General features: G+C 62.8%; 23 protein-coding genes. 12 read left to right on the top strand and 11 right to left on the bottom strand.

The genetic code is table 11. The features are described 5' to 3' along the window. Positions 1 to 185: 185 nt before the first annotated feature. The 4 genes from AC1DDG_RS07775 (at position 186) to AC1DDG_RS07790 (ending at position 6,495) form a co-directional block, all read left to right on the top strand. A complete protein-coding gene (locus AC1DDG_RS07775; RefSeq protein WP_476875580.1) occupies positions 186 to 3,083 on the top strand; it encodes an alkaline phosphatase family protein in 2,898 nt (965 codons plus the stop codon). Between the two features lie 255 nt (positions 3,084 to 3,338). Then, on the top strand, positions 3,339 to 5,006 hold the full coding sequence (locus tag AC1DDG_RS07780) for a phosphodiester glycosidase family protein (RefSeq protein WP_476875581.1): 1,668 nt from the start codon (positions 3,339 to 3,341) through the stop codon (positions 5,004 to 5,006). 366 nt (positions 5,007 to 5,372) lie between these two features. Continuing rightward, positions 5,373 to 5,807, top strand: coding sequence for a hypothetical protein (locus tag AC1DDG_RS07785; RefSeq protein WP_476875582.1), 435 nt, complete (start codon positions 5,373 to 5,375; stop codon positions 5,805 to 5,807). Positions 5,808 to 6,012: 205 nt separating this feature from the next. Further along, positions 6,013 to 6,495, top strand: a complete 483-nt coding sequence (locus tag AC1DDG_RS07790) for a helicase associated domain-containing protein (protein WP_476875583.1) — start codon at positions 6,013 to 6,015, stop codon at positions 6,493 to 6,495. 87 nt (positions 6,496 to 6,582) lie between these two features. On the opposite strand, the gene AC1DDG_RS07795 is transcribed toward AC1DDG_RS07790, so the two are convergent. The 3 genes from AC1DDG_RS07795 to AC1DDG_RS07805 form a co-directional block, all read right to left on the bottom strand. Then, complete coding sequence (locus AC1DDG_RS07795; protein WP_476875584.1) at positions 6,583 to 7,023, bottom strand: hypothetical protein; 441 nt, start codon at positions 7,021 to 7,023, stop codon at positions 6,583 to 6,585. A 244-nt stretch (positions 7,024 to 7,267) separates the two neighbouring features. Then, a complete protein-coding gene (locus AC1DDG_RS07800) occupies positions 7,268 to 7,531 on the bottom strand; it encodes a hypothetical protein (RefSeq protein ID WP_476875585.1) in 264 nt (87 codons plus the stop codon). A gap of 464 nt (positions 7,532 to 7,995) precedes the next feature. Further along, complete coding sequence (locus AC1DDG_RS07805) at positions 7,996 to 8,181, bottom strand: hypothetical protein (protein ID WP_476875586.1); 186 nt, start codon at positions 8,179 to 8,181, stop codon at positions 7,996 to 7,998. 658 nt (positions 8,182 to 8,839) lie between these two features. On the opposite strand from AC1DDG_RS07805, the gene AC1DDG_RS07810 reads away from it, so the two are divergent. The 8 genes from AC1DDG_RS07810 (at position 8,840) to AC1DDG_RS07845 (ending at position 17,390) form a co-directional block, all read left to right on the top strand. Further along, on the top strand, positions 8,840 to 9,844 hold the full coding sequence (locus AC1DDG_RS07810) for a LacI family DNA-binding transcriptional regulator (protein ID WP_476875587.1): 1,005 nt from the start codon (positions 8,840 to 8,842) through the stop codon (positions 9,842 to 9,844). 174 nt (positions 9,845 to 10,018) lie between these two features. Continuing rightward, complete coding sequence (locus tag AC1DDG_RS07815; RefSeq protein ID WP_476875588.1) at positions 10,019 to 11,014, top strand: LacI family DNA-binding transcriptional regulator; 996 nt, start codon at positions 10,019 to 10,021, stop codon at positions 11,012 to 11,014. Between the two features lie 66 nt (positions 11,015 to 11,080). Next, positions 11,081 to 12,382, top strand: a complete 1,302-nt coding sequence (locus AC1DDG_RS07820) for an ABC transporter substrate-binding protein (protein ID WP_476875589.1) — start codon at positions 11,081 to 11,083, stop codon at positions 12,380 to 12,382. A 2-nt stretch (positions 12,383 to 12,384) separates the two neighbouring features. Next, positions 12,385 to 13,350, top strand: coding sequence for a carbohydrate ABC transporter permease (locus AC1DDG_RS07825; protein WP_476875590.1), 966 nt, complete (start codon positions 12,385 to 12,387; stop codon positions 13,348 to 13,350). Next, entirely contained in the window at positions 13,343 to 14,227 is an 885-nt protein-coding gene (locus AC1DDG_RS07830) for a carbohydrate ABC transporter permease (RefSeq protein ID WP_476875591.1), read from the top strand. Before AC1DDG_RS07825 ends, AC1DDG_RS07830 begins: the two co-directional genes overlap by 8 nt. Before the next feature lie 27 nt (positions 14,228 to 14,254). After that, positions 14,255 to 15,619, top strand: a complete 1,365-nt coding sequence (locus AC1DDG_RS07835; RefSeq protein WP_476875592.1) for a glycoside hydrolase family 172 protein — start codon at positions 14,255 to 14,257, stop codon at positions 15,617 to 15,619. 31 nt (positions 15,620 to 15,650) lie between these two features. Beyond that, a complete protein-coding gene (locus tag AC1DDG_RS07840) occupies positions 15,651 to 17,003 on the top strand; it encodes a glycoside hydrolase family 32 protein (RefSeq protein WP_476875593.1) in 1,353 nt (450 codons plus the stop codon). 36 nt (positions 17,004 to 17,039) lie between these two features. Next, on the top strand, positions 17,040 to 17,390 hold the full coding sequence (locus AC1DDG_RS07845) for a PfkB family carbohydrate kinase (RefSeq protein WP_476875676.1): 351 nt from the start codon (positions 17,040 to 17,042) through the stop codon (positions 17,388 to 17,390). Between the two features lie 183 nt (positions 17,391 to 17,573). Here AC1DDG_RS07845 and AC1DDG_RS07850 read toward each other — a convergent pair whose 3' ends face one another. The 8 genes from AC1DDG_RS07850 to nrdH form a co-directional block, all read right to left on the bottom strand. Then, positions 17,574 to 17,996 (bottom strand): type II CBASS E2 protein, encoded by a 423-nt coding sequence (locus AC1DDG_RS07850; RefSeq protein WP_476875594.1) that lies wholly within the window; start codon positions 17,994 to 17,996, stop codon positions 17,574 to 17,576. Beyond that, complete coding sequence (locus AC1DDG_RS07855) at positions 17,977 to 19,128, bottom strand: SMODS domain-containing nucleotidyltransferase (RefSeq protein WP_476875595.1); 1,152 nt, start codon at positions 19,126 to 19,128, stop codon at positions 17,977 to 17,979. The genes AC1DDG_RS07850 and AC1DDG_RS07855 overlap by 20 nt, the downstream gene beginning before the upstream one ends. Before the next feature lie 45 nt (positions 19,129 to 19,173). Continuing rightward, entirely contained in the window at positions 19,174 to 20,400 is a 1,227-nt protein-coding gene (locus tag AC1DDG_RS07860; RefSeq protein WP_476875596.1) for an SAVED domain-containing protein, read from the bottom strand. Positions 20,401 to 20,630: 230 nt separating this feature from the next. Then, on the bottom strand, positions 20,631 to 21,605 hold the full coding sequence (gene nrdF / locus AC1DDG_RS07865) for a class 1b ribonucleoside-diphosphate reductase subunit beta (RefSeq protein WP_476875597.1): 975 nt from the start codon (positions 21,603 to 21,605) through the stop codon (positions 20,631 to 20,633). Further along, positions 21,602 to 22,381, bottom strand: a complete 780-nt coding sequence (locus AC1DDG_RS07870; RefSeq protein WP_476875677.1) for an NUMOD3 domain-containing DNA-binding protein — start codon at positions 22,379 to 22,381, stop codon at positions 21,602 to 21,604. The genes nrdF and AC1DDG_RS07870 overlap by 4 nt, the downstream gene beginning before the upstream one ends. 39 nt (positions 22,382 to 22,420) lie before the next feature. Then, positions 22,421 to 24,586 (bottom strand): class 1b ribonucleoside-diphosphate reductase subunit alpha, encoded by a 2,166-nt coding sequence (nrdE, locus tag AC1DDG_RS07875; protein ID WP_476875598.1) that lies wholly within the window; start codon positions 24,584 to 24,586, stop codon positions 22,421 to 22,423. A 26-nt stretch (positions 24,587 to 24,612) separates the two neighbouring features. Beyond that, entirely contained in the window at positions 24,613 to 25,041 is a 429-nt protein-coding gene (nrdI, locus tag AC1DDG_RS07880) for a class Ib ribonucleoside-diphosphate reductase assembly flavoprotein NrdI (RefSeq protein ID WP_230119642.1), read from the bottom strand. Between the two features lie 111 nt (positions 25,042 to 25,152). Further along, positions 25,153 to 25,398: a glutaredoxin-like protein NrdH gene (nrdH, locus tag AC1DDG_RS07885; protein WP_056625338.1), complete on the bottom strand. Its 246-nt coding sequence runs from the start codon at positions 25,396 to 25,398 to the stop codon at positions 25,153 to 25,155. Positions 25,399 to 25,489 lie beyond the last annotated feature (91 nt).

Genomic DNA, 25,489 nt, shown 5'->3' on the forward strand with positions numbered 1-25,489 from the left:
GGCAACGATCGAACTCAACGGCCAAGTCTCAGTCTGCCTCGTCACACCCCGCAAGCTTAAGACCTCCTGGTAACTTCGCCGCGCAGGTCTCTAAGCCAACCTGGCACGAGTCAGGTGGCAAATGGTTGCCCAGGTGCACCAAAAACGTCACCTGGATTTAAGCCGCGACTCGTACGTTGACTTGCATGACAAGACCTTCGAGAACCACCGAAAGATCCCTCGACGAGCAACACCCCGGTCACTTCGGCCTGCGTCGGCTGTCGGCAGCCGTACTCGCTCGCAAGCCGCTCTCGATCGTGGCCACGAGCTGCATGCTTGCCCTGGTGGGCGGCGGCCTCGCCGTCGCGTCGACCATCCCTTTCGGCCAGCAGCAGGTCGGAGCCCAGGACGAGAACGGGGAGCAGGTCTCCTCGAACCAGGTGATCAAGCCCATCGGTGACCGTCTGATGACGCCGTTCGGCAAGATCATGGGCTCGACCGTGAGCCCCGATGGCCGCTACCTGGTCGGGACCAGCGCCGACCGTTCGGTCGCCCTGCAGGTATTTGACCTCAAGACCTACAAGCCGGTCGCGGCTGCCGGCACCCTCGCGGCCGCCTCGTTCGCGACGGCGGGGAGGAACGCAGGCTACCAGGACACGGCCTACCAGAAACTCACCGACGGTTCGGTGGGTCAGGAAGGACCGGTCTTCTCCCCCGACGGCAAGTTCCTTTACGCCCCGGTCGCCACGGGCCTCGTCCGCTACCCCTTCAACGCGGACGGTTCGCTCGGCGCCGGCACGAAGATCAGCATCCCGACCGCTGACGGGAAGAAGGCGCTGACCGCCGGTATGGCGTTCTCCCCGGACGGCTCAACGCTGTACGCGGCCGTCAACGGCCAGAACACCGTCGTCGCGATCGACCCGGCCGCGGGAACGGTCAAGCAGACCTTCAGCACCGGCATCGCCCCCCGCCAGCTGAAGTTCGCCGGCACCAGACTCTACGTTTCCAACGAGGGAGGCCGCCAGGCCGCCACGGGCGAGGCGACGATGGGTTCCTACGGCACGCAGGTTCCCGCGGACACGTACCTGGGTACCTCCACGACCGGCACGCTCAGCGTCATCGACACGGCGAACACCTCCGCTCCGGTTTCCTCGATCGACGTCCAGCTGCACCCGACCGCGATGCACCTGGACGGCCCCACGCTGTATGTGGCGAACACCAACAGCGACACCGTCTCGGTCGTGGACACCGCGAGCAACAAGGTCCTGCAGACCATCGCGACCCAGCCGGGGGCCTCCTCGCAGGTGGGCTATGAGCCAACCGCCATCACGATGCAGGGGGACCACCTGCTGGTCTCCCTGGGCCGTGCGAACGCGATTGCGGTCTACAAGGTCAACAAGAAGGACCCGAAGGACCCCGCCAGTTACATCGGCCTGCTGCCGACCGACTACTTCCCGCAGAACGTCACCGCAGTGAACGGCCAGATCGTGGTCACCAACACCCGCGGCATCGACGCGCGCGGGCCGGAGCTGAGCTTCAACAAGGGCCCGGGCACCACGGTCGCAACCGGTCACGGCACACACTCCACCACCGCCTCGCTCACCAAATTCATCCTGCCGAGCGATGAACAGATCCAGCACCACACCGAGACCGTGTTCAAGCAAAACGGCTGGGACAGCAGCTCCGTGAAGGAATCTACGGCCGCAGCCGCCGCCAAGATCCCGGCCGTGGCCGTGCCCAAGCGGATCGGAGACCCGTCGACGATCAAGCACGTGTTCCTGATCGTCAAAGAGAACCGCACCTACGACCAGATCTACGGCGACATGAAGAAGGGAAACGGCGACGCCTCCCTCGCCCAGTTCGGCGCGAAAGTCACCCCGAACCAGCACGCACTGGCCAGCCAGTTTGGCCTGTACGACAACACGTACGACATCGGCACGAACTCGGCCGAGGGCCACAACTGGATGATGCAGGGCGACAACCCTGCCTACAGCGAGACCAGCGCAGGTGAGTACGCCCGCTCGTACGACACCGAAGAGGACGTCCTGGGCCACCAGCGCTCCGGCTTCCTCTGGACCGCGATCGAGTCTGCGGGCAAGACCGCAAGGAACTACGGGGAGTTCGAGTATGGGGAGGGCAAGCCGGCCGGCGCGACCTGGCAGCAGTATTACTGCGCGGCTACGAGCACGATGGCCGGCGGCGACCCGTCCCAGCTCTTCACCCCCTCGCTGCAGATGCACGCCAGCTCGGACATCCCCTCGCTCAACGCGATCACAGACCCGAACGCGGCGCCGTTCGACACCTCGGTGCCGGACATCTACCGCTACGAGACCTGGAAACAGGACTTCAAGAAGAACGGTCCTAAGAACTTCCAGATGACATGGCTGTCCAGCGACCACACCGGTGGCCCCGCCGGCCCGCGGGCCCAGGTCGCGGACAACGACCTCGCCGTAGGCAAGATCGTGGACGAGATCTCGCACTCGAAGTACTGGAAGGACTCCGCGATCTTCATTGCTGAGGACGACAGCCAGGACGGCGCCGACCACGTCGACGGCCACCGTGCCCCGGTTCAGGTCATCAGCCCGTACGCGGTGCACGGCAAGACCGTCAGCACGTTCTACTCACAGATCAACATGGTGCGGACCATCGAGCAGATCCTCGGTGCCCAGCCGCTGAACCAGAAGGTCGCCGCCGCCACCCCGATGTTCGCCGCCTTCACCAACAAGGCCGACCTGACCCCGTACAAGGCGGTCCCGAACCAGGTCCCGCTGACCGAAGGGGTCACGACCGCCCCGGCCTGCGGCCCCGACACACTGGGCCAGACCGGCGCAGCCGCCACCTCGGTGAACACCAACGCAGCCAAAGCAGCGTCCGTCCCAGCCCCGATGCAGGACATCGCCGAACAGTGGGACACCTGGTCCAAGCAGCAGCACCTGACCGGGGAAGGCGCGAAGGAAGACTCCGCGAACCCGTACCTGTTCAACCGTTGGACCTGGTACCAGGCCCACAACTGGCAGAGCCCGTACCCGGGCGACGCCAAGATCTATGGCCCGAACAACGTGCCGGGCATCCCCGCCGGCTCGACCGGCCACGAGGACGGCTAATCCACCACTGACCGGCTGACGACCGCCGATCACCCATCGCCGGCATCCACCCCAAAGCTGAAGGCCACCTCTGCGGAGTTGGCCTTCAGCTTTGGGACTCAGGAAAGATCCGAAGACTGGGGGTAGGTCCGCTCGTGCATGCCCTGTCGCCGGGGCGTTGGAAGGTGAAACGGCGCGTGAACGGTTCGTCAAATCTCGCTGAACAGCGCCGTTTGAGTGCCGTCGGGATGGGCGGACCGCGATAACTTCGGCTGCATGACTCTCCCCAAACAACGCGTCAGCAGAGCTGCCATCGCGGCCCTGGCCCTGGGACTCCCGGCAGCCTTCCTCACCCCCGTAGGCCCCGTCAATGCAGCCCCGACAGTATCCTCACGCCCAGCTACCACCCCGATCAGTGCAGCCAAGCTGGATCTCGGCGCCTCGGATCTGCCCGAGAAGCGCACTGTCACCACGCTGGCCCCCGGACTGACCCGGACCTCCATCACCCGCGGAGCCCCGGACGCTTCCCTTTTCTGGACGGCCGAGGTCGCCATCCCCGCGAACTCCCCCGACCCGGACGCCCCTGCATCAGCCCTTTCCGACCAGGTTCACGCCCAGGCAGTCGCAGCAAAGCTTCAGGCAGCAGGCATCCAGGCCCGCGTCGAACATGTGCAATCCCCTCAGCTCGCGGACGCGGGAGGCGACCTCGGATACCGGGTGCGAGCCGGGCAGTTCTCATCCAAAGCTGACGGCACAGCCACGGTGGCACAGATCAAGGCCGCCGGCTACGCATCCTCGGTGCTATACACCGGCTGGGACGGCGACTCCGACACCAGCGGACAAACCCGCGGCCCCTGGAAGCTCGAAGTCCTCACTATCGACCCCAAGAAGTTCCGGGGCGAACTCAGCTCGAGCTTCGGACCCAACCTCCAGGACCGGGAAACAACCAGCGCTCTGGCCGCCGCGGACGGCGCACTGGCAGCCACCAATGGCGGTTACTTCGTGCTGGATCCCAAAGCCGGCGCCCCGGGCGACCCGGCCGGGACCGCCGTCACCAACGGGAAAATCCTCAGCGAGCCCGTCGGCGACCGGCCATCACTCGTGATTGACGGCACCACGAACCGTTCCTCAGTGCAGCGACTGCACTGGGACGGCACTCTCACGGCGCCTGGCAAGGCCCAGTTGGCGGTGGATGGCCTGAACCGTGTGCCGGGGCTGATCCGGAACTGTGGCGGGACGGACGACACCCCAACCTCGCTCCCCGTGCACGATGCGACCTGCACTGATCCGGACGAAATCGTCGGCTTCACGCCCGAGTTCGCGGCCTCAACGCCTTCAGGACCGGGGTTGGAAGTTGTCCTCGATGAACGGGGCACCGTCACCGCCGTCAACAGTTCCCGCGGTATGGCCGTTCCCGCCCACGGGCGGACGCTCCAGGCTATTGGGGTAGACGTGCAGCGACTGAAGAGCGTGGCTAAGATCGGGACCCCGCTCAAGCTCGACACCGACCTGATCAACGAACAGGGCAATCCGCTGAAGGCCCGTTCCTCGACCGACGTCGTGAATGGCGGCCCGGTGCTGGTGTCCGGCGGCCAGGAAAGGATCACCGCAAAGCGGGACGGCATGGTCCACGAGGGCGACAGCAACAGCTTCTATTACGGCTGGGTCCACAAACGCAACCCCCGCACAATCGCCGGTGTCGACGCCCAGGGGCGCACGCTGATCGTCACCGCCGATGGTCGCCAGACGACGGCACTGGGGTTGAGTATCAAGGAATCGGCCGATGTTGCCCGCTCCTTGGGAATGGTCGATGCAATAAACCTGGACGGCGGCGGATCGACCACCCTGGCCATAGACGGGAAGGTCGTGAACTCTCCCTCCGACGCAACCGGCGAGCGCCCTGTGGGTGATGCCCTTCTCGTACTCCCCCGCCGCAAGGGCTGACGGCAGGAAGACCGGAGTAGGTGCAGGCGGCGATGCGTTCGGGCTAGACATTGCGCACCGCGGACGGCTGCGTCCGGGCCATACCTAGGCCGGAGGGCCATGCACCCATTGAGGTAGCCGCCATCCCGGATCGATGCCATCAGCATCCACTCATCGCCTATCTCCTGGACCACGCCGTGCCGTTCCGTACCCTTCTTGACGGAACGGGCAATACTGACCGGCTGCAGCTGAGCCATTGACTGCTCAAGCCTGGACAGAATTTTCTTCCGTGACTGCCTCTTATGCCCCATCGGCACATCCTCACGCGCCCAACGCAGTCCACCAAGGCAAGGTACTGGCGTCCGCCGCGGCGTCTACGATGCAGGAATGACAGAAGAAGGACCGTGGCAGCGCTATGACCGGGACAAGCTGCCCACGGGGTGGGCCTACCCGCTGGGGCGGGATGAGGTCACTGCCGCCCTGGTCGCCGCGGGTGTGAGCCTGGGCAGCCTTTCCTTCAGCCGGACCGATCGGATTAGGTCAGGAGGTCCTTACGTTCTGCACGCATACCGGCCGTCGGATTCACGGGCAAAGTACTTCGGTACCCGAGACTCTGACTTCAGCCCGTTGATGATGTCGATCGGTGCCGTTCCCTCGGAGCTGCGCTACGACCTCGGCCAGCAACTCCGGGATGTCTGGCTGGAAAGGGTCGTCGCCTGGGCACAACGCGCGCCGACCAGTAGCAACCCGTGGACGGCGACGAACCACTACTGGATCCTTATTCGCAAGCCCGATGGCAGGCTGGCCCTGGAAGCTACGTAGGCGGCCATCTGGTGCTTCCAATAGGGCACACGTCAGATGGCACGATGGATGCCGTGGCGACAACGAGGCGGGATGCGGCTCCGAACCCGGAGTGGGTGCTGATGTACCGGTCCGGCCTGACGCGGGCCCGGATCGCGGGGCTGGCCGGCGTCCCTGCACCAACGGTTGCCTACCACCTTGGCCTTGCGCGAGCTTCTGACCCCGGGTGTGGGAAGCCCACGAGGCGGCCAACGGCACGGGATCCTCCCGGGTGACGGCCCAGGGACTGGAATGCATGCACCAGCTCGTGGCCATGGTCCAGGAGACCGGGCACTACCTGTCCCGGAACGCCGAGAGCGTCTCGGAGCGGACCTTGGCGGTGTGGCTGCAGCGCCGGCGTGAGGATGCCCGGGCCGGCCGGCCGGCTGGCCCGGCGATCCGTGAAGGCCTTGAGGTGCTTCCCGGCTGGGAAGGAAAGCCCCGCGCCGAGGCGGATGAGGACAGGTGGCCGGAGCGGCTCGCAACCCTGGTCAGGTACCGCGCGGCAGGTAATGACTGGCCGCGGCACAAGGCGACCATCACCGGCGTAGAGCACGACCTCGGTGTGTGGCTGTATGCTCAGCGGTTCAAGGCCCGCCGTGGCGAGCTCGACTCAGCAAAGGCGGCAGCCCTGGATGCCGCCGTCCCCGGGCGGCGGACCGGAAGGTAGCGCGGCCGGTGGCCAAGGGGCGACTCCTGAGCCGCGCCAGGGGCAGGTTCTGGGCGCTGATTTCTGCGCGGGCGCCGGGCCGTGTTGTCACAGTGCCGGGAGTCGGACGGTCGTATCGCCGTATTGGACGGTGACCTCATGGGCCGGGTCGATCTCCGTGGGGGTCCGGATCACGAACGTGCGCCCCACCCAGGCGGAGTCGCAGACTGGACCGCCCCTCGTGCCGACGCCGATTTTCATCCGGTGACGGTCAACGACCTCAATCGAGGAGGGAAAAGACGGGCAGCCGAGGCTTCCGCCGATGACAATGGCGAATTTGCGTCCGTTCTCGAGCCAGCCCACCAAAGGGAAGGGCAGCCCCTGCTCACCCGGACCGGAAGGAGTCGGCTTTGATGTGACCGCTTCCTTCGGGAGAAGCCCCTGGCGTTCTGATTCAATCTGCAACTGTGGCGGTGGCTCCGGCGGTGATGTGCAGGCCGCGACCATCAGCACAGCCCCGACCGACACCAGCCCTAGAAGCTTGCCCATGTCACGACGTTACGCCCAGGCACCTGTACAAAGCATGCGCTCCAGACTGACAGGTGATCCTTCAAGGTACCGCCGGTCCAAACTGACAAGGTCGACGCACTCACACTGGTGCTGAGACCACCTAGCCGACCGGCCATGCGACGGGAAGCGCCGGCGTAAGTCAGGGTCTGGAAGTGCGCTCTTCGATGATCCGGTCCGCGGTCTCATCGCCTGCGCATGGCTGGTCATCCAACGGGCATCTCCGTCAGCCCATTTGTCGCTTAGCCGAATCGGGGTTGCGCATGATCCCGACCATGGCTCGGGCCTGATCCAGGCGCTTCTGGTAGTAGACCGCAGCCAGGACACTAAAGACAGAAATCGCCGTGGATCCCCAAGCGCTGAGCGGGACGCGGTTTTCGGCCTGATACTCGGATACGGTCAGGGCCGCGTTGCCGAGGTTGAGGAAGGCAAAGACGATCAGCCAGGTCCGGGCGTAGCTGAGGGTCTTGCGCCTGAACCATCTGGCCATGGAGGGAGCCTAGCAGTTCGAGAACGGCAACTCTATGGATGTGGTGGACATCTGGACGGGCAGACAACGCGGCGGACTGCCGGGGCGGCCCCGAGGAGATCCTGCAGGGCCGCCACCGGCGGCGTTCGAGGCCGCCTTCCCCAATTGGGCTGCCCCCCGGAGCCCAAAGGCTCAATAACGCGCCTTCATCGTAAGGCTACTTACCTTGTTCGTCCAGATGTCGCCTCGCCCTTGGCTGGACGTCGGTCGATCTAGCTGGAGAGGGTGAACCATCGGCCTACGCGGAGTTCCTTCTTGGGCCGCCGGACGGAAAAGGTCGTGAACTCGCTTCCACTCCTCGCTGAGAGGCTCATCGATACTGGCGGGCATATGTGTCCCACGTGGCGATGTATGCCCTGGCGATCTTTGGTCTGGCGGCCCTAAGGAGCTGGTCGCTAGGAACTGTCCGTAGGAAGATGCCGGGGCTAGAGCACGCCGACGATGGTCGCATGGCCGGTGTAACCGGGAGCCTGAGCCTGCATGTTGGCGTTGACTGTATCGGATACCGCGGCTTCCGCCATTTGAACGGTTATTAAGTTTTGGGCCAAAGCTGCCAGAGCCAAGCTGCGAACCACTGTGCGTCTGCTGACCAACTTTTTTAGTGCTTCCAAGACGGCACTCCTCCTTATGTCACCGAATCTGCTTGAACTCCGTCTCCTGCTCAAGAATTTTTTAGACCAGGAGAAAAACGTTTGCGCGATCGTTTGTATGAGTGAACTTGATTTCGGCCACACTGTCAAGATCCAATCTTCAAGCTTCACGCGGACGAAGATTCGTCGCCTTTTCATGCGGCCGGCGGGGACTGCGACCGGCGCAAATGCAGGGAACTGAACTGGCAGAACTGGGACGTTTCGGCCTACTTTGGCCAGATTGCCCGGATCCGGGTCGTCGACAACGCTACGGGGCCTTGGGCCACTTGACCTAGACCACATGGCGCTTGGCTCGGAGCCAGCGAAGCCACGGAGTGTCGAAACTACGGTAAACCTTGTGGTCACCGGCCAAACTGTCCGTACCGCCACCCGTGGCGACAGCGAGGATCTCTAGGAAACGGGTAGCGCGCCGACACGGATCGGATCCACGCCTTCCAATCGGCGAGCCTTCATCAACAGGACCAACTCCGGTAATGCAGGATTCCATCCAGCCGTCACGTAGCCATCCGCGGCCAACGTGCTGTGGATGGAGCCGTTCCCGCGCTGCGCTACGGGCCCTCTGTAGACTAGCCGGTGAATGCGAAACGTTCGCGCAAACGCTTTTTCCAAGGGGCCGACAATGACGACGATGGTAAAAGTGGCGCAGCTTGCCGGGGTGTCCATTTCCACAGTGTCACACGTCCTTAACGGTACTCGCCACGTCGGTGAAGAGACCCGGCAACGGGTACTGAAGGCCATTAAGGAAACCTCTTACCGACAGGATGCTTTGGCGCGGGCAATGCGCCGCTCCAAGACAGACAGCATCGGGCTCATCGTTTCCGACGGCGGAGAGCCGGCTTTCGCAGAGATGATCCGGGGAGTGGAACAAACCGCAGGCCGCCAAGGAGTCACCTTACTGCTGGCTAATTCCGCCGAAGACCCACAGCGCGAAGCCCGCGCGGTGGAGGCACTCCTCGAGCGGCGTGTTGACGGGCTTATTCTGGCGCGGGCCGCCGGCTCTGACCCCGATGCGCTGGCGGCTTTCGCGCAACAGGAAACTCCTTTGGTGCTCATGGACCGGCTCTCGGATCTTCCGTTTGACCAGGTGGGGATCGAAAACCGGGGGCCAACAGTCGAGCTCGTGGCACACTTGGCGGGGCAAGGGCATCAGAGGATATTGCTGATCGCGGGCGACACCAGAGTTTCTACTTTGCGGGAACGGCTGGAGGCCTTTGGCGAGGCCGTCGCCAACGCCGGGCTTCCAGCAGACGGACAGGTAACGATCACCGCTACTGAGCCCGATGTGATTCAAGCTCAGATCGAGAAGGCACTCGTAGGGCCAGACCGGGCCACCGCCGTGATTGCCTGCAGCACGGTCCTGGCCGCCACTGCCCTCCGGATCATTAAGCGCCGCGGGCTTTGCATGCCGGAAGACGTTGCCTTCGCTACCTTTGACGGTTTCGCATACTCCGACCTGTTTGAGCCGCTCCTCACGACCGTCCGCCATCCCGCCTTCGAGGTCGGTGTGACCGCTGCAGAACTTCTCGCACGAAGGATCGACGACAAGGCAGCCGCGCCCTCGACCGTCCGTATCGCGCCCACCATTGAGTACCGGGCGTCCAGCGGGCCCGCCCCCACGCGCTAACGGCATGAGCCTTTCCAAGCATCAATAGGCCTTCATCCGTAGAAGGCGGCAAAGAATTCTCACTGCCGTACGAAAGAAATTCACGGCCTCTTGCATGTGACCCATTGCACATCGAAACGTTTGCCTCTACTATCGAATCGTTCGCGCAATCGTTTCGATGAAGGAGACGCCCAAATGGCAACCATCGTAGATGTTGCGGCTCTGGCTGGCGTCTCGACGTCTACTGTTTCCCATGTCATCAACGAGACCCGCCGCGTGGAACCCGGGACACGCGCCAAAGTGCTCGCTGCAGTTCAGAGCGTCGGCTACCGGCGCGATGCCCTGGCCCGATCCATGCGGCGCTCCAAAACGGACTCCATCGGGCTGGTGGTCTCAGATGCCGGCGAGCCCGCTTTCGCAGACATGGTTCACGGCGTAGAAGAAGCGGCCGCGCAGCTCGGGCTGTCGCTGCTGCTGGCAAACTCGGCCGAGGATCCGGCCAGGGAGCGGACCGCGGTGGAGACTTTGCTCGACAGACGGGTTGACGGGCTCATCATCGCGCGGGCAGCAGGCTCCGGCCGGGATCTGCTGACGCGGATCCAGGAGGAGAACAAGCCGCTGGTTCTGCTGGACCGTCTGGCTGACCTGGACGTCGACCAGGTCGGTGTGGACAACGCATCGGCTATGACAGCCCTTGTGGCCCATCTGACACAAAGGGGACACGAGCGCATTCTCCTCGTGGCCGGGGATCTAAGGGTGCCTTCCCTGAAGGAACGCTTCGAGGGGTTCCGGGCGGCACTGGAGGCTCAGGGCTTGGGAACACCGCCGGGAATCATATGTCAGGGAACTTCCACGGCGGCCGCAACCCTGGAACGTGTGGGACACCTGCTCCGCGACCCGGAGAACCGGCCCACGGCTATTCTGGCCTGCTCTACTGTCCTGGCCGCGGGCGCCCTGAAAGCAGTACAGGAGGCAAACCTTTCCATTCCGGAAACCATGGCTTTCGCCACGTTCGACGGCTTCACTTATTCGGACCTGTTCGAGCCGCAGATCACCACCGTACGGCAGCCAGCCTTCGAGCTGGGCGAAAGCGCGGTCGAGCTGCTCATGAATCGGATCAACGAGCCAAGCAGCAGGACCCAAACCCGCCGGCTGAACTCAACTATCGAGTTCCGCCGGTCCACCGACTAGACACCACCCGCATCAGATCCAGCGGCGACCTTCAACAGGACGCCCGCATGCAAAGGAGCATCACCCATGAAAAAGACCCTGCGTATCACGATGGCGGCCACAGCCGCATCGGCGCTCCTCGCGCTGACCGCGTGCGGCGGGACGCAGAACGGCAGCGCCCCTGCAGCAGACGGGCCTTACACCGTGCCAGCCAAGGACGTCACCGCCACCATCTCCGTGTCCAACTGGGGCGATCCCGGCGACAAGGCCGTATACGACGGTGTTGCGGCCCGGTTCAAGGAGAAGTATCCGAACGTAACGGTGAACAACAACTTCACCCCGATCACGACCTGGACTGAGTACGTCAACAAGCTCGTCACGCAGGCCGCGGCAGGTCAGGCACCCGACGTCATCAACATCGCCACCGAAGGTGTCCAGCTCGGGCTGGACAATGAGCTGTTCGCACCGATGGACAGATTCCTGAAAAACGATCCTGAAGCGAAGACGCTGCAGGACAGCATAGATCCAAAACTCCTCAACGGGTTCCGCAAGGACGGTTCAACGTACCTGATGCCCAACACCTTCAACACCATGGTCATCTACTACAACACGAAGATGTTCAAGGCGGCAGGCATTGAACGCCCCAGTGAGGACTGGACCTGGGATGACTTCCTGGCCATCTCGAAGAAGCTCACCACGGGCTCGGGCGCCAACAAGGTCTACGGCTTTGCGTTGCCGTACTACACCTTCGGTATCACGCCGTGGCTGTACTCCAACGGGACCTCCATGATGAGCGATGACCTCAAGACCTCCCAGCTCACCGACCCTAAGCTTCAGGAGACCGTCGGGTGGGTCCGCGATCTGGTCACCAAGTACGGCGTGGCCCCCCAGCCCAAGGGCTCTGACCCCTACCAGCTCTTCCCTGCCGGAAAGGCAGCTATGACCGGCGCCGGACACTTTGTCACCGGCGGATTCAAGGCAGCAGGCTTCTCGGACTACGACATCCTGCCCTGGCCCAAGAACGCCACCAAGTCGACGGTCTTCGGCGCCGGTGCGTTCGCCATCTCCAAAACGTCCAAGAACCCTGAACTGTCCTGGGAGTTCATCAAGATGCTCACCGACCAGCAGACACAGAAGAAGTGGGCCGATGCCGGCTCCGCGGTTCCGTCCACCAAGACGGCGGCCTCCTCAAAGGAATTCCTTGCGGCACCGGAACACGCCAGCGAGTTCTACAACTCACTGTCCTACGCCAAGCCTGTAGCCGCCCCTGGCGCCTACAACGTCCTGGACCCGGCATTCATGCGCGCCATGGACGAAATCATGTCCGGCCAGGACGTGGGGAACTCCCTGAAGAAGGCCAACCAGGACGTTGAGGAAGCATTGAAGTGACCATGACCGCTCAAACCAAGTCGTCTGCCGCGCCCCCATCAGGGGGCGCGGGGCGGCCCGTGACAACCGCCAAGTCCGACCGGCTCACCGCCGTCAAACGCCGGGACGCCCTGACCGGCTACGCCTTCACAGCCCCTACCATCATCGGATTCGTGGTCTTCGTTCTCGGGCCGCTCATCGCAGCTGTCTACCTGAGCCTCACCAAGTACAACATCCTGACTGCACCCAGGTTCGTGGGGCTCGACAACTACGCCCGCATGTTCAGGGACGAACGGCTGGCTACCACCTACGGCAACACCGTCCTGTATGTCGGGGCCGCGGTAGTGCTGATCAACGGTTTCGCACTCCTGTTCGCCGTCCTAATCAACCAGCGGCTCCCCCGGGCCCTGACCTACGTCTTCCGCTCCGCGTACTTCTTCCCCTACCTGGTGGCCCTGGTGTACGTGTCCATCATCTGGCAGGCACTGTTCCAGAAGGACACAGGAATTCTGAACTACTACATCACTGCAATGGGCGGGGACCGGATCGACTGGCTCAACAGCTCCGAGTTTTCCAAGGTATCGGTGATCATCGTCGACACTTGGCGGAACGTGGGGTTCGCCATGCTGATCTTCGTTGCAGCCCTGCAGGAAGTCCCCAAGGACATGGTGGAAGCCGCCCGCATGGACGGAGCCAACGAATGGCAGGTCTTCCGCCGGATCGTCCTTCCGATGATCAGCCAGGCAACGTTCTTCAACATCACCATCACCATCATCGGCGCGTTCCAGATCTACGAGTCCATCATTGTGCTCACCAGGGGCGGCCCTGGCGATGCCAGCCGCAGCGTGGTGATGTACATCGCGGAAGTGGCCTTCAACAAGTTCGATATGGGCTATGCCTCAGCCATTGCGGTAACGCTGTTCCTCATCATCATGCTGGTGACGATGGTGCAGTTCCGCCTCAGGAAGTCGTGGGTGAACAATGAGTAGCACCAATGCCGTTATCAGTGCCGGCCGCAGCTCCGTGCAGCGGAGGCGGCCTCGCCCCAGCGTCGGGAAGAGCATTTCCGTGGCATTGCTGGTCTTGGGGGCCATCGGCATGGTGGCACCGTTCCTTTGGATGTTTACTACCTCGCTTCGGGACGCCAGCCAGGCGTACGATCTGCCGCCTCAGTGGCTGCCCACGGAGTGGGACTGGAGCAACTATGCCGCGGCCGTGAACGGGCCAGTGCCCATCCTGCGGAACATGTTTAACAGCGCCGTGATCGCCATCGCGGTCAGCATCGGCATGATCATCACGGCGCCGATGGCGGGCTACGCCTTCGCAAAGCTGGAATTCCCCGGCCGCAACTCGATTTTTGTGGGCCTACTGTCCTCGCTGATGGTGCCGGCGCAGGTGACCATCATTCCGCTGTTCCTGCTGATGCGGACCTTCGGCCTGCTGGATAACCCTCTTAGCCTGATCCTGCCAGGTATCACAGGCGCACTGGGCGTTTTCCTGCTGCGGCAGTTCTTCCTGGGATTGCCGCAGGAAATCATCGACGCGGCCCGCATGGACGGGGCAACGGCCTGGCAGACCTACCGCCTGATCGCACTGCCGCTAGCAAAGAACGCCGTCAGCACCTTGGGCGTGATTACGTTCTTAGGCAGCTGGAATGCGTACTTCGCCCCCTCGATCTTCCTCAACAGCACCGACACCGCAACCCTCCCGCTGGGCCTGGTCCTGATGCTCGGACCCTACGGGGCCGGCAACGTGGCCCAGGTGATGGCGGCAACCACCATCGCCATCGCTCCAGCTCTCATCGTCTTCCTTGTGGCCCAGCGGTGGATTATCGCCAGCCTCACCCAGTCCGCCGTCAAGGGCTAACCACAACTTTCCGAAAGGTACTCCTCCATGGCTTCATCAACCCGCTCCGGCCTTCTCTCAAGCCTGACCAAGCTCTCCACCGCCCGCACGGCCCGCGCCTCCAGCTGGGACCAGACCGGCCGCAATCGTGACAATTGGATCATTATGCCCGGCGAGGAACGGGTCCTCGCCGACATCGAGGGACCCGGCTCGATCACGCACATCTGGATGACCCAGTCTTGCCGGATCCAGCCGGGTCCCGGCCAGATCTCCCCGGAACTGGTAGGTGTGCCGATGCTCGAAATCCACAACGCCCTCGGCGTCAGCTGGGAAGTGGTGGACCCGGACTACTACCGCAAGATCGTCCTCAAAATGTACTGGGACGACCAGGAGACCCCAAGCGTCATTGCACCCCTCGGTGACTTCTTCGGCCTCATGAACTCCCTCTCCGGCTCCTACGATTCGCTGCCGCTCTCGGTCTCCGCCAAGGAAGGGGAACTGAACACCTTCGGCGGCAGCGCGGCTTTCAACAGCTACTTCGAGATGCCCTTCAACTCCCGTGCCAGGATCGTCGTCGAAAACCAGAACGACATCCCGTACCTGCAGTACTTCTACATCGACTACGAGCTCTATACTGAGCCTCTCCCGGAGGACACCGCCTACTTCCACGCCCACTGGCGCCGGCAGAAGCCGAACTCGGGCTGGGGCCCGGACCTTCAGACCAACAGCATCGAAGTGGCCATCCCCAACCTCACGGGCGAGGACAACTACGTGGTCCTGGAAACTGAAGGCCAAGGCCACTACGTGGGCTGCAACCTCGCCGTCCGCCACTTCCAAGGGTCATGGTGGGGCGAAGGCGACGACATGATCTTCATCGACGACGACACCTGGCCGCCCAGCCTCCACGGCACCGGCATGGAGGACTACTTCGGCCACGCCTGGGGCATGCAGCACAACGCCTTCCTCATGAACGGCACCATGGTCCACGAAGAAAACGTACCCGGCTTCCACCACAGCTACCGCTTCCACATGACCGATCCCATCAGGTTCCAGAAGCGCATCAAGGTCACCTTTGAACACGGCCACGCCAACCACCTCTCCGACGACTGGTCCTCCACCGCCTACTGGTACCAGACCCTCCCCTCCCCCGTGCTGGACATCGACGCCGTGGAAGAGCGCCTGCCGCTTCGGCCCCGCGACCAGGTGGAAGAACTTCCCTTGCCGGAACTGACGCCGGCCCAGCAGGCCGCGCGGGACGCCTCCGCCGAACGGATGCAGCGGTTCACCGAAGCCCGCGACGCCGTCCGGAACGAACGCAGGGCAGAAATTGACCATTGGGAGAAGGCCAACGCCGAGCAGGCACGGGAAATCCGGCAACGGTTCCTGGCCGCAAGCAGCGTCCCGGTCCAGTAATCCCGCCAGCAGACAGCACAGAAGGATCAGCATGAACGCGCAGGAACCCCGCCCCGCCTTCCACTTCACAGCCACTGAGGGTTGGATCAACGATCCCCTCGGCGTGACCTGGAAGGACGGCCACTACCACCTGTTCTACCAGTACGTTCCGGGCCGCACCACGTGGGCCTCCAACTGCCACTGGGGACACGCCACGTCCCCCGACATGATTGCCTGGACGGAACAGGGCGTCGCCGTCGCACCCGGCGACGGGGACGACGGCGTCTGGTCGGGTTCCATAGTCACCGGCCCGGACGGTGCCACGACCATGTTCTACACCTCGGTCACCGAACCCGACATCGGCATTGGGACGGTAAGGACCGCCACCCCCGACGACGCGTCCTGGAACTCGTGGACCAAAGGCGCGAAACTGATGACCGCTCCCGATGCCGGCGTCCTGGCCTACCGGGACCCGTTCGTCTTCCGCGACGGCGGACAGTGGCGCATGTTCGTCGGCGCCGGACTCGAGGGCGGAACAGCCGCGGCTGTCTCCTACAGCTCCCCGGACCTTTCGCAGTGGAGCCTGGACGGCATCGCCGCCCAACGCTCCGGCACGGCGACGGATCCGGTGTGGACCGGCACCATGTGGGAATGCCCCCAGCTCTTTGAGATTGACGGCTCCCACGTCCTGGTCACCTCCATCTGGGAAGACGACGTCCTTCACTACGTGGCCTACGGCGTAGGAAGCTACTCCGACGGTCAGTTCACCGCCCGCTCCTGGGGCAAGCTCACCTACGGCAAGAGCTACTACGCCCCTTCCTTCTTCCGGGACAGGGACGACGCGCCGTCGCTGATTTTCTGGGTCCGCGGCGTCGTCAGCCCGGAAGGGCAGTGGGCCAGCGCGCTGAGCATCCCGCACACGCTGAGGCTCAAGGGCGATACTCTGGTGGCCGCCCCGCACGCCGACCTCGCGACGTACTCCCGGCCGGGCTCCATGGAGCAGGTCAGCGCCGCGGTTTTCGAGACAGTGCTCGACGACGGTGCGGACCTCCGGTGCGCCGTCACCGCCGAGACGGTCATCATCCTCGCCACCCTGGACGGGCCACTAGCCGCCGTCCGGCACGACGGGGACGGCATCCGGGTCACGGCGGCCGGGAACGCCGACTTCGCCGACGCGTTCCTGCCGGCCGACGAGGGCTCCGAGCTGCGGGCCATCATTGACGCCGGGGTCTTGGAACTCTCCGGCCACCAGGGCATCATGGCGGTCCCACTGCCCATCGTGCATGCACCCGTGACGCTGACGGTGGCCAACGCCGCCTCCATGCCCCTGCTCAATAGGGTTTCGAAGCTGACAGTGGATAGCGTGGGAACTACACGCCGGGCCGCCCTGTCAGGACAGCCGTGACCCCAATTCTGGCTCCCCGCGCCCCACCCGGATGTAATCGTCGTCGGGGAATCCCTGATCGACATCATCACCACGTCAGCCGGACCTGTGGAATTCGCCGGCGGTTCAGGCCTCAACGTGGCATACGGCCTTGGCCGGCTCGGGATGAACACCTTCCTGCTGACAATGCTGGGTGCGGACCAGAGGGCCGAAGCCATCCGGCAGCACCTAGATTCAGCCGCAGTGCAGCTTCTGCCCTGGAAAATACAAAGGCCATGCTGGCCGGGATGTTCAACTCACTCGGAATCCAAGTCACCTTCGTGTGACAAACAAATGACCCCGCACGCTTCAGCGTGCGGGGTCATTTCGGCCTTCAAGAGCCGGGTCAGCTTGTGGCGGAAGATGTGAGATTTCAACTTGCTTGCAAGAACTTGCAAGTACCGACCAGCGAGATCAAGCCGATGAAGCGGAGTCTCAAAAGGCTGAGCTGGCCCGCCTATCTGCAAGTCAGTAGTCGAAGGCCAGCTAGACGCACCCCTCGTTCGGGCCTGGCTGAGCCTTCGATCGGTCATGATTTGCCGACGTCGTCGCCTACCGCTTCGCGACGCCAGGTCCGTGTGGCGCCTCGGCGCCGAGCCAGACCCCGCTTGTGACCCAGCACTCGTAGAAGTAGAGCCACTCGCTCGTCCAGGGAACGATCGTGTCGGCGATGAAGTCCTCGGTGCCAATGAACTCGTCCTTGTAGTACAGGCAGAGTTCATCTCCTGAGTACACATGTGGCAGCGACTCGCCCTGACGGCATTCGAGTGCTGGGGCCACGACCTTTACCTTGGGGCGCTGGCGATGCCTGTACTGGATCGCAACTTGGTAGTGAACGCTCATTGGCGTTGGCTGCAGGGTGACTGTCCAGATCAGAGCGCCGGCTTTGACCGCAGGCGGGCGCTCGTCGGGAAACCGCAGAAGGCAAACGGCCTGCTGAGTGACGCTCAGCTGCCTACCGTGCGGTCTCGCCACCAAAGAACCTATGGGTCGGGACGGCAGTCGCAGTTACTGCCGTCGTAAGGAGCCCGCCGCTCGCGAAGTGGACGTTCCCTGTCTCCCGAGCAACGTTGGTCCGAGCTCCGAGTGCCTTGACGGCTTCCTCGACCGGTGCATTGCCGAAAGCCTTCGCGATCCGCTGATGGAGGGCCACCGCCCCGTTCGTCTCCTGCATGAAGCTGGCGAGGTCCTCCTCGACAGTCGCTCGCCAAGTCTCGAACTTCAGCCGTCGGGCCTCGTACTCGTTCCACTTGTCCGCGAAGTTCTCGCCTGCACATACCGGGTTCTCCACCCAGTATTGCCCGCTGCGCTTCCCGAGGTGGTCGGGCATGCGCTGCACTGCCGCCATCGTCGCGGTGACGAGGTCCTTCTCGCCTTGGTAGGACCGACCGGCCAGTGTGGTGATGAGGCTCGACGGCGGCCGGTCATCGAGATCGTCGGCGAAGTAAATATCTCGGTGACGCTTGAGGATCTGCACGACGCGGTGCAGCGGGGTGCGCACCCGATGCTTGGGTACGGCATCGACCGATCCGTAGGACTTGGCCAGCACGACGCGTTCTTCCTCGAACTGCTTGGCGCACTGTGCGCGGAACCACTCGACGTAGGCAAGCGGATCCGACTTCTGCCAGAGCCGCAGGTTGCGATCGGTGAGCTCGATCGCGGTCACCGATGCGGAAGCGGCGTCCGGAATGGCCGGCAGAACGTCCATGTGGAAGTTGTCGTAGTGCAGGCACCAGGAGCGCCGTCCTTCGGAGATCTCCTTCGGGCTTTCGCAGGCCTCGCTGTCGTGCTCGTTGTGATACGTGGCGAGCAATGAGCCGATCCAGTCCTTCAGCTCCTGTTGAGTGATGGAGGTCTTCGCCACGTCGAGACGGGAAACAAGGTCCAAGTCATACTCGCCGTCGCGGTGGTGCGGACGTACAACAGTGCCGAGAAGGAAGCTGCCCTGGACGTGGACCTCGGCGCTCGCCTCGGAGAGGTGGGAGCCAAGGTCGTGGTAGCAGCGCTCAGCAGCCTCGAAGGCAGCGTCGGTGATGTCGAGCTGCTCGATGGTGGTGCCGATGAGCTGAGAGATCTGCTCTTCCTTGGTCTCAGCGAGGATGGTCATCTGGGGCTGCTTTCTTCGATTCTTCGGAATAGGGCGGGAGCCCGATCAGTTCGTCTCGAGGGTCAGGGCGTAGGTGCTGTCGATGCGATCGAAGACCCGGAGCGGAGCGTGTGCTCCTCTCATGTGGGCACGGCCGATCTCGACGGCGGCAGCGGCACAGACCGCCAGAACCAAGCTGATCGGCCGGTTTCGGTGGTTCGTCTCGAGGGTCGCCAGGACCTCGCGCCACGTTTCGATCAGGCCGGCGAGGTCCTCGGGGCTGCGAAGGACCGCAGGGCTAAGTTTCACGCCTTCAACGCGGATGTCGTAACGCGGCTTGGCTTGCAGCTCTTCTGGGAGTGCGTCGAAGTCAACCGGCCCGCTGACGCTGAATGTGACCACCGGGTCACCCTCGCCGGGCACCTCGGTGACGGCGAAACGGAGGTCCTCAGTCGGGCCCTTCGCGTACCAGCCCCATCCCTGTTCGCTTCCGCGGCGGCGGTTGTGAACGGTCACGTTAGTGACGTCGTCGAGCAAGGCGCCGAGCTGGACGAGGATGGGGATGCGCGCGAGCGCGAAGACCGAGATGTGGTCGATCTCCTTAGTCTTCAGGTGGTTTTTCAGTGGGCGCAGCCGTCGTTTGAGGGTAAGCGCGGTCGACTGCCAGTAGGTGGGGTCGCTGTCGTCCTCACCGTCTTGGGCACGGAGGTCGACCTCGCAGTTCTGGCTGTCGTCATGGAGGCTGAAATCGGGGAACCGCTGATCCTCCAGCAGAGCACGGATCACCGCTTGCTTGCTAAAGTCGACTGCTTGGTCGCGGATGTCACCGGACACGCGGATCACAGTGCTCTTGGGCTTCCGCAGCAGGCCGGTCAGCTCGCGGACGTCCCGCTCGTGCTGCGTCTTGAATGCGAGCAACTGCTCCTCGTCATACAACGCCCAGTGCTCGAAGGTGTCAATGACCTTATGCTCGCCAGCACATAACAGCATCAGATTCTCTGGCTGCGCCCGTTCCCTGGGCGTCTTGGAACTCTTCCCTCGTGGCGACCCCTTTTCGGCGGTAGCGCCAACGATGTGAGCCAGTTGACCTGTGTATACAGGCTGACCCGTGGTCTCGTCCTCGGCGAGGAACTCCTTGCAGAAGGTGCAGCGTCCACCTGCGACAACCCATACCCGTCTGGCGTCGAGATCGCTTACGGCTACGCGCCCTCCCCCACGATCGACGGCGGGGATCAGCTCAGACCGGCCCGCGGAGGCGGACGCCTCCGAGCCATAGCGGGATGCTTTGGACATCGCTTGGGTTCCTCGGTTCGTGAGAGCGCTGCCTAGCTTGGGCGAGTAGATCAATGGGCGAACATATGTTCGCCCAACCTAGGAGAAGTAGTCGCCAGACCTACCCCTGCCACTTCTGGGTGGACGAGGGCGGCCCCGGCCACCTATTTGCAAGTCTTCCAAGTAGGAGTCCCGGCACTTCCTCCAACATGAAGGGCGTACTTCCAACTAGGTCGACGCCCGACAGAAGACTAGAAGTCCCAGTCATCATCCTCGGTGTTGACAGCCTTGCCGATGACGTACGAAGAACCCGAGCCCGAGAAGAAGTCGTGGTTCTCGTCCGCGTTCGGAGACAGCGCGGAGAGGATGGCCGGGTTCACGTCGGTGACGGAGGCCGGGAACATGGCCTCGTAGCCCAGGTTCATGAGGGCCTTGTTGGCGTTGTAGTGCAGGAACTTCTTGACGTCCTCGGCCAGGCCGACGGAGTCGTAGAGATCGTGCGTGTACTGGACTTCGTTTTCGTACAGCTCGAAGAGCAGCTCGAAGGTGTAGTCCTTGATCTCCTGCTTGCGTTCCTCCGAGAGACCCTCAAGGCCCTTCTGGAACTTGTAGCCGATGTAGTAGCCGTGCACGGCCTCATCGCGGATGATCAGGCGGATTAGGTCGGCTGTGTTCGTCAGCTTGGCCCGTGAGGACCAGTACATCGGCAGGTAGAAGCCCGAGTAGAACAGGAAGCTCTCCAGCAGCGTGGAGGCCACCTTGCGCTTCAGGGGATCGTCGCCCTGATAGTAGTCCATGACGATCTGTGCCTTCTTCTGAAGGTTCTCGTTCTCGGTGGACCAGCGGAACGCCTCGTCGATCTCCTTGGTTGAGGCCAGCGTGGAGAAGATGGAGGAATAGCTCTTGGCGTGCACGGACTCCATGAACGCAATGTTCGTGTAGACAGCCTCTTCATGCGGGGTGATCGCATCCGGGATCAGCGATACGGCACCGACGGTGCCCTGGATGGTGTCCAGCAGCGTCAGGCCCGTGAAAACGCGCATGGTGAGCTGCTGCTCCTCCGGGGTCAGAGTTGCCCACGACTGCACGTCGTTGGACAGCGGGATCTTCTCCGGCAGCCAGAAGTTATTGACCAGGCGGTTCCAGACATCCACGTCCTTGTCGTCCTGGATCCGGTTCCAGTTAATGGCTTCAACGTGGCTGAGAAGCTTTACTTTTTCCGTCATGACTCCGACTCGCTTTCTGAAGAGTGACTTGTTTTGGCTGAGTCCTCGATGCAGAAGCTGCACCCGGCCATCTCAATGCCCTGTTTAGTATGAAATCTTGTATGTGGGCCACGGTTAGGTTTGCCCTTTTGGGCTGCCGACATTTTCGCACGAGTTTCCGCACTCAGCTTCTTACCGAAGTTTGGATTCCCCGCGCCCTTCCTACCTTCAGAAAGAGCCTTGCGGGATTCCTCGCTCATCGTGTGACCAAAGCTTGGATGATCCGCTCCGAACTTGCCGAAGTTGGGGTTGTCCGGCCCCGAATAGGTGCCCTTCCGATCGACTTCCCACGTCTTGCGCTGCTCGGCACTGTGCGTTCCGCCGTAGAAGGGATTAGCAGCGCCGGGCCGGCTCGACCCCTTCCGACCGGTGCCACGGAGGCTTGCGGCTTCCCGCATTTCCGTCGTCCAGACAACTCCGGTCGGGCCGAGTCCTCCATCCGAAAGATTGAGCAGCCGGTCCCCTTCGCGGCGCAGGTAGCTGATCCAGTCCATCTCAGCCTTCCCCAGCTCGGGCAACCCCTCGATCCAGTCAAGCTCATCAGCAATGAGATCAGCGGGGTCTTGCTTGCGGACCCAATCGTAGAACGGAGTCTTTCGACCCTCTACGGCCACTCTGAGGTGCTGATGGAAACGACGACTTGCCGTCTTGGTGGTGATACCGACATACCGGTACTCGACCTCACGCCGAAGCCGGATGCCGTAGACCAAGCCGCCCGTCGCCGTCGTCGTTTCCATCACTTCATCCCCTTGCGAAAATCAACCTATTTCGGTCGATTACAACATGCATGAGACGCAATTTTCCACCTCGGTCCCTTCCAGCGCGAGCTGGCGGAGACGGATGTAGTAGATGGTCTTGATGCCCTTTTTCCAGGCGTAGATCTGGGCCTTGTTGATGTCGCGCGTAGTGGCGGTGTCCTTGAAGAACAGTGTCAGGGACAGGCCCTGGTCCACGTGCTGCGTGGCGGCGGCGTAGGTGTCGATGACCTTCTCGTAGCCGATCTCGTACGCGTCCTGGTAGTACTCCAGGTTGTCGTTCGTCAGGTACGGCGCCGGGTAGTACACGCGGCCCAGCTTGCCTTCCTTGCGGATCTCGATCTTGGACGCCACCGGGTGGATCGAGGAGGTGGAGTTGTTGATGTAGGAGATCGAGCCCGTCGGCGGGACGGCCTGCAGGTTCTGGTTGTAGATGCCGTGCTCCATGACGGAAGCCTTCAGCCCTCGCCAGTCATCCTGGGTGGGGATGTGGATGTTCTTGAACAGTTCCGCGACCTTGGCGGTCTGCGGGACCCATTCCTGGTTCGTGTACTTGTCGAAGAACTCGCCAGAGGCGTACTTGGACTTCTCGAAGCCGCCGAACGTCTGGCCCGTCTGGATGGACAGCTTATTCGAGGCACGGACGGCGTGGTAGACAACCGAGTAAAAGTAGATGTTGGTGAAGTCCAGGCCCTCTTCGGAACCGTAGTGGACCCGCTCGCGGGCCAGGTAGCCGTGCAGGTTCATCTGGCCCAGGCCGATGGCGTGGCTCTGGTCGTTGCCGCGGGCGATGGACGGAACCGACGTGATGTTGGACATGTCCGAAACCGCCGAGAGCGAGCGGATGGCCGTCTCGATGGTCAGGCCGAAGTCCGGCGAATCCATGGTCTTCGCGATGTTCAGCGAGCCCAGGTTGCAGGAAATGTCCTTGCCGGTCTCGTCGTAGGACAGGTCGTCATGGTACGTCGTGGGCTGCGAGACCTGAAGGATCTCGGAGCACAGGTTGGACATGATGATCTTGCCGTCGATCGGGTTTTCCCGGTTCACCGTGTCCTCGAACATGATGTACGGGTAGCCGGATTCGAACTGGATCTCGGCGAGGGTCTGGAAGAACTCGCGCGCCTTGATCTTGGTCTTCTTGATCCGGGAATCGTCCACCATCTCGTAGTACTTCTCGGTGACCGAGACGTCGGAGAACGGCATCCCGTAGACGCGTTCGACGTCGTACGGCGAGAACAGGTACATGTCCTCGTCCTTCTTGGCCAGCTCGAAGGTGATGTCCGGGATCACGACGCCGAGCGAGAGCGTCTTGATGCGGATCTTCTCGTCCGCGTTCTCGCGCTTGGTGTCCAGGAACCGGTAGATGTCCGGGTGGTGGGCGTGCAAGTACACGGCGCCGGCACCCTGGCGGGCACCGAGCTGGTTGGCGTAGGAGAAACTGTCTTCGAGGAGCTTCATCACGGGGATGACGCCGGAGGACTGGTTCTCGATCTGCTTGATGGGCGCGCCGACCTCGCGGATGTTGGTCAGCGCGAACGCCACGCCGCCGCCGCGCTTGGACAGCTGCAGGGCCGAGTTGATGGAGCGGCCGATCGACTCCATGTTGTCTTCGATGCGGAGCAGGAAGCAGGAGACCAGCTCGCCGCGCTGGCGCTTGCCGGCGTTCAGGAACGTGGGGGTGGCCGGCTGGAAGCGGCCCTCGATGATCTCGTCAACCATCTGCAGCGCCAGCTGCTCGTCGCCGCGGGCCAGGTGCAGGGCCACCATGCAGACGCGGTCCTCGTAGCGCTCAAGGAAACGCTTGCCGTCGAACGTCTTCAGCGTGTAGGACGTGTAGAACTTGAACGCGCCCAGGAAGGTCTCGAAGCGGAACTTCTTCTTGTAGGCGCGGTTGTAGAGCTCACGGATGAAGTTCATCGTGTACTGGTCGAGAGTCTCGCGCTCGTAGTACTGGTTCTTCACCAGGTAGTCGAGCTTCTCCTCGAGGTCATGGAAGAAGACCGTGTTGTTGTTCACATGCTGCAGGAAGTACTGGTGGGCGGCCTCACGGTCCGCTTCGAACTGGATCTCGCCGTTGGCACCGTACAGGTTCAGCATGGCGTTGAGCTCGTGGTAGCCCAGGCCCTTGTAGGCGGCGGGCAGTGCCGGCTTCTCCTGCTGTTCAACCGCACCGGCGACCGAATCCATGGGCGTGTCCCTTCCTTCGGACCTGGTTACTTCTGTGTCTGCGACAGTCGTGTCCAAAACTCTTCCAATCCTTTTTGTACACGGTCGACGTCTTCCGGCGTCCCCATGAGTTCGAAACGATATAGGTGCGGGACCTGGCACTTGGCAGCGATGATGTCCCCCGCCATGCAGTAGTTGTCCCCGAAATTCGTGTTTCCCGCCCCGATGACGCCCCTGAGCAGGCTGCGGTTCAGCGGGTTGTTCAGGAACCTGATGACTTGCTTGGGTACGGAGCCTTCGCCGCCGGTTCCGCCGTACGTCGGGAGTACCAGCACAAACGGCTCGGAAGCCGTGAGCGGCTGGTCCTTCTGATGCAGCGGAATCCTGGCCGCGTCCGTACCCAGCTTGTCGATGAAGCGCTTGGTGTTCTCGGAGGACGAGGAGAAGTAGATGAGGTGACTGGATGTCCGGTTCATGGGCGTCGTATTCGCAACATCCGCTGCGAACGGCGCATCGGCAAGTGCCGGCGCTGCCATGGGGGTCACCTCATCTACGTAAAGTTCTTTGCCGGAAACGGCGGATGAAGCCTAGGCCACCGAAGCGGCGGCGCTCAGCGCCAGCTCTTCGATCTTGTCCGGGCGGAAGCCTGACCAGTGGTCCTGATCCGTCACGACAACCGGAGCCTGCATGTATCCCAATGACTTCAGGCGCTCGAGGGCGTCCGCGTCCTGGGAGATGTCCACGCTCTGGTAGGTGATGCCTTTCTTATCCAGCGCGCGGTAGGTTGCGTTGCACTGAACACAGGCCGGCTTCGTGTAAACCGTAACGGTCATGGTCCCTGTCCCCTTTGTCGAAGTCACTGCTTCTGTACTCTTGACGTCTTGTCTTGCTTGAAGTCTTTGTTCATCGTTGCGGTGGACTGTG

This window comes from Arthrobacter sp. 10L430 (assembly GCF_056395245.1).

Bases quoted from the DNA above. Each gene is read 5' to 3' on its own strand.
- AC1DDG_RS07775 (WP_476875580.1), top strand. From the start codon at position 186: ATGACAAGACCTTCGAGAACCACCGAAAGATCCCTCGACGAGCAACAC.
- AC1DDG_RS07780 (WP_476875581.1), top strand. From the start codon at position 3,339: ATGACTCTCCCCAAACAACGCGTCAGCAGAGCTGCCATCGCGGCCCTG.
- AC1DDG_RS07785 (WP_476875582.1), top strand. From the start codon at position 5,373: ATGACAGAAGAAGGACCGTGGCAGCGCTATGACCGGGACAAGCTGCCC.
- AC1DDG_RS07795 (WP_476875584.1), bottom strand. From the start codon at position 7,023: ATGGGCAAGCTTCTAGGGCTGGTGTCGGTCGGGGCTGTGCTGATGGTC.
- AC1DDG_RS07800 (WP_476875585.1), bottom strand. From the start codon at position 7,531: ATGGCCAGATGGTTCAGGCGCAAGACCCTCAGCTACGCCCGGACCTGG.
- AC1DDG_RS07810 (WP_476875587.1), top strand. From the start codon at position 8,840: ATGACGACGATGGTAAAAGTGGCGCAGCTTGCCGGGGTGTCCATTTCC.
- AC1DDG_RS07815 (WP_476875588.1), top strand. From the start codon at position 10,019: ATGGCAACCATCGTAGATGTTGCGGCTCTGGCTGGCGTCTCGACGTCT.
- AC1DDG_RS07820 (WP_476875589.1), top strand. From the start codon at position 11,081: ATGAAAAAGACCCTGCGTATCACGATGGCGGCCACAGCCGCATCGGCG.
- AC1DDG_RS07825 (WP_476875590.1), top strand. From the start codon at position 12,385: ATGACCGCTCAAACCAAGTCGTCTGCCGCGCCCCCATCAGGGGGCGCG.
- AC1DDG_RS07830 (WP_476875591.1), top strand. From the start codon at position 13,343: ATGAGTAGCACCAATGCCGTTATCAGTGCCGGCCGCAGCTCCGTGCAG.
- AC1DDG_RS07835 (WP_476875592.1), top strand. From the start codon at position 14,255: ATGGCTTCATCAACCCGCTCCGGCCTTCTCTCAAGCCTGACCAAGCTC.
- AC1DDG_RS07840 (WP_476875593.1), top strand. From the start codon at position 15,651: ATGAACGCGCAGGAACCCCGCCCCGCCTTCCACTTCACAGCCACTGAG.
- AC1DDG_RS07855 (WP_476875595.1), bottom strand. From the start codon at position 19,128: ATGACCATCCTCGCTGAGACCAAGGAAGAGCAGATCTCTCAGCTCATC.
- AC1DDG_RS07860 (WP_476875596.1), bottom strand. From the start codon at position 20,400: ATGTCCAAAGCATCCCGCTATGGCTCGGAGGCGTCCGCCTCCGCGGGC.
- nrdF (WP_476875597.1), bottom strand. From the start codon at position 21,605: ATGACGGAAAAAGTAAAGCTTCTCAGCCACGTTGAAGCCATTAACTGG.
- AC1DDG_RS07870 (WP_476875677.1), bottom strand. From the start codon at position 22,381: ATGGAAACGACGACGGCGACGGGCGGCTTGGTCTACGGCATCCGGCTT.
- nrdE (WP_476875598.1), bottom strand. From the start codon at position 24,586: ATGGATTCGGTCGCCGGTGCGGTTGAACAGCAGGAGAAGCCGGCACTG.
- nrdI (WP_230119642.1), bottom strand. From the start codon at position 25,041: ATGAACCGGACATCCAGTCACCTCATCTACTTCTCCTCGTCCTCCGAG.
- nrdH (WP_056625338.1), bottom strand. From the start codon at position 25,398: ATGACCGTTACGGTTTACACGAAGCCGGCCTGTGTTCAGTGCAACGCA.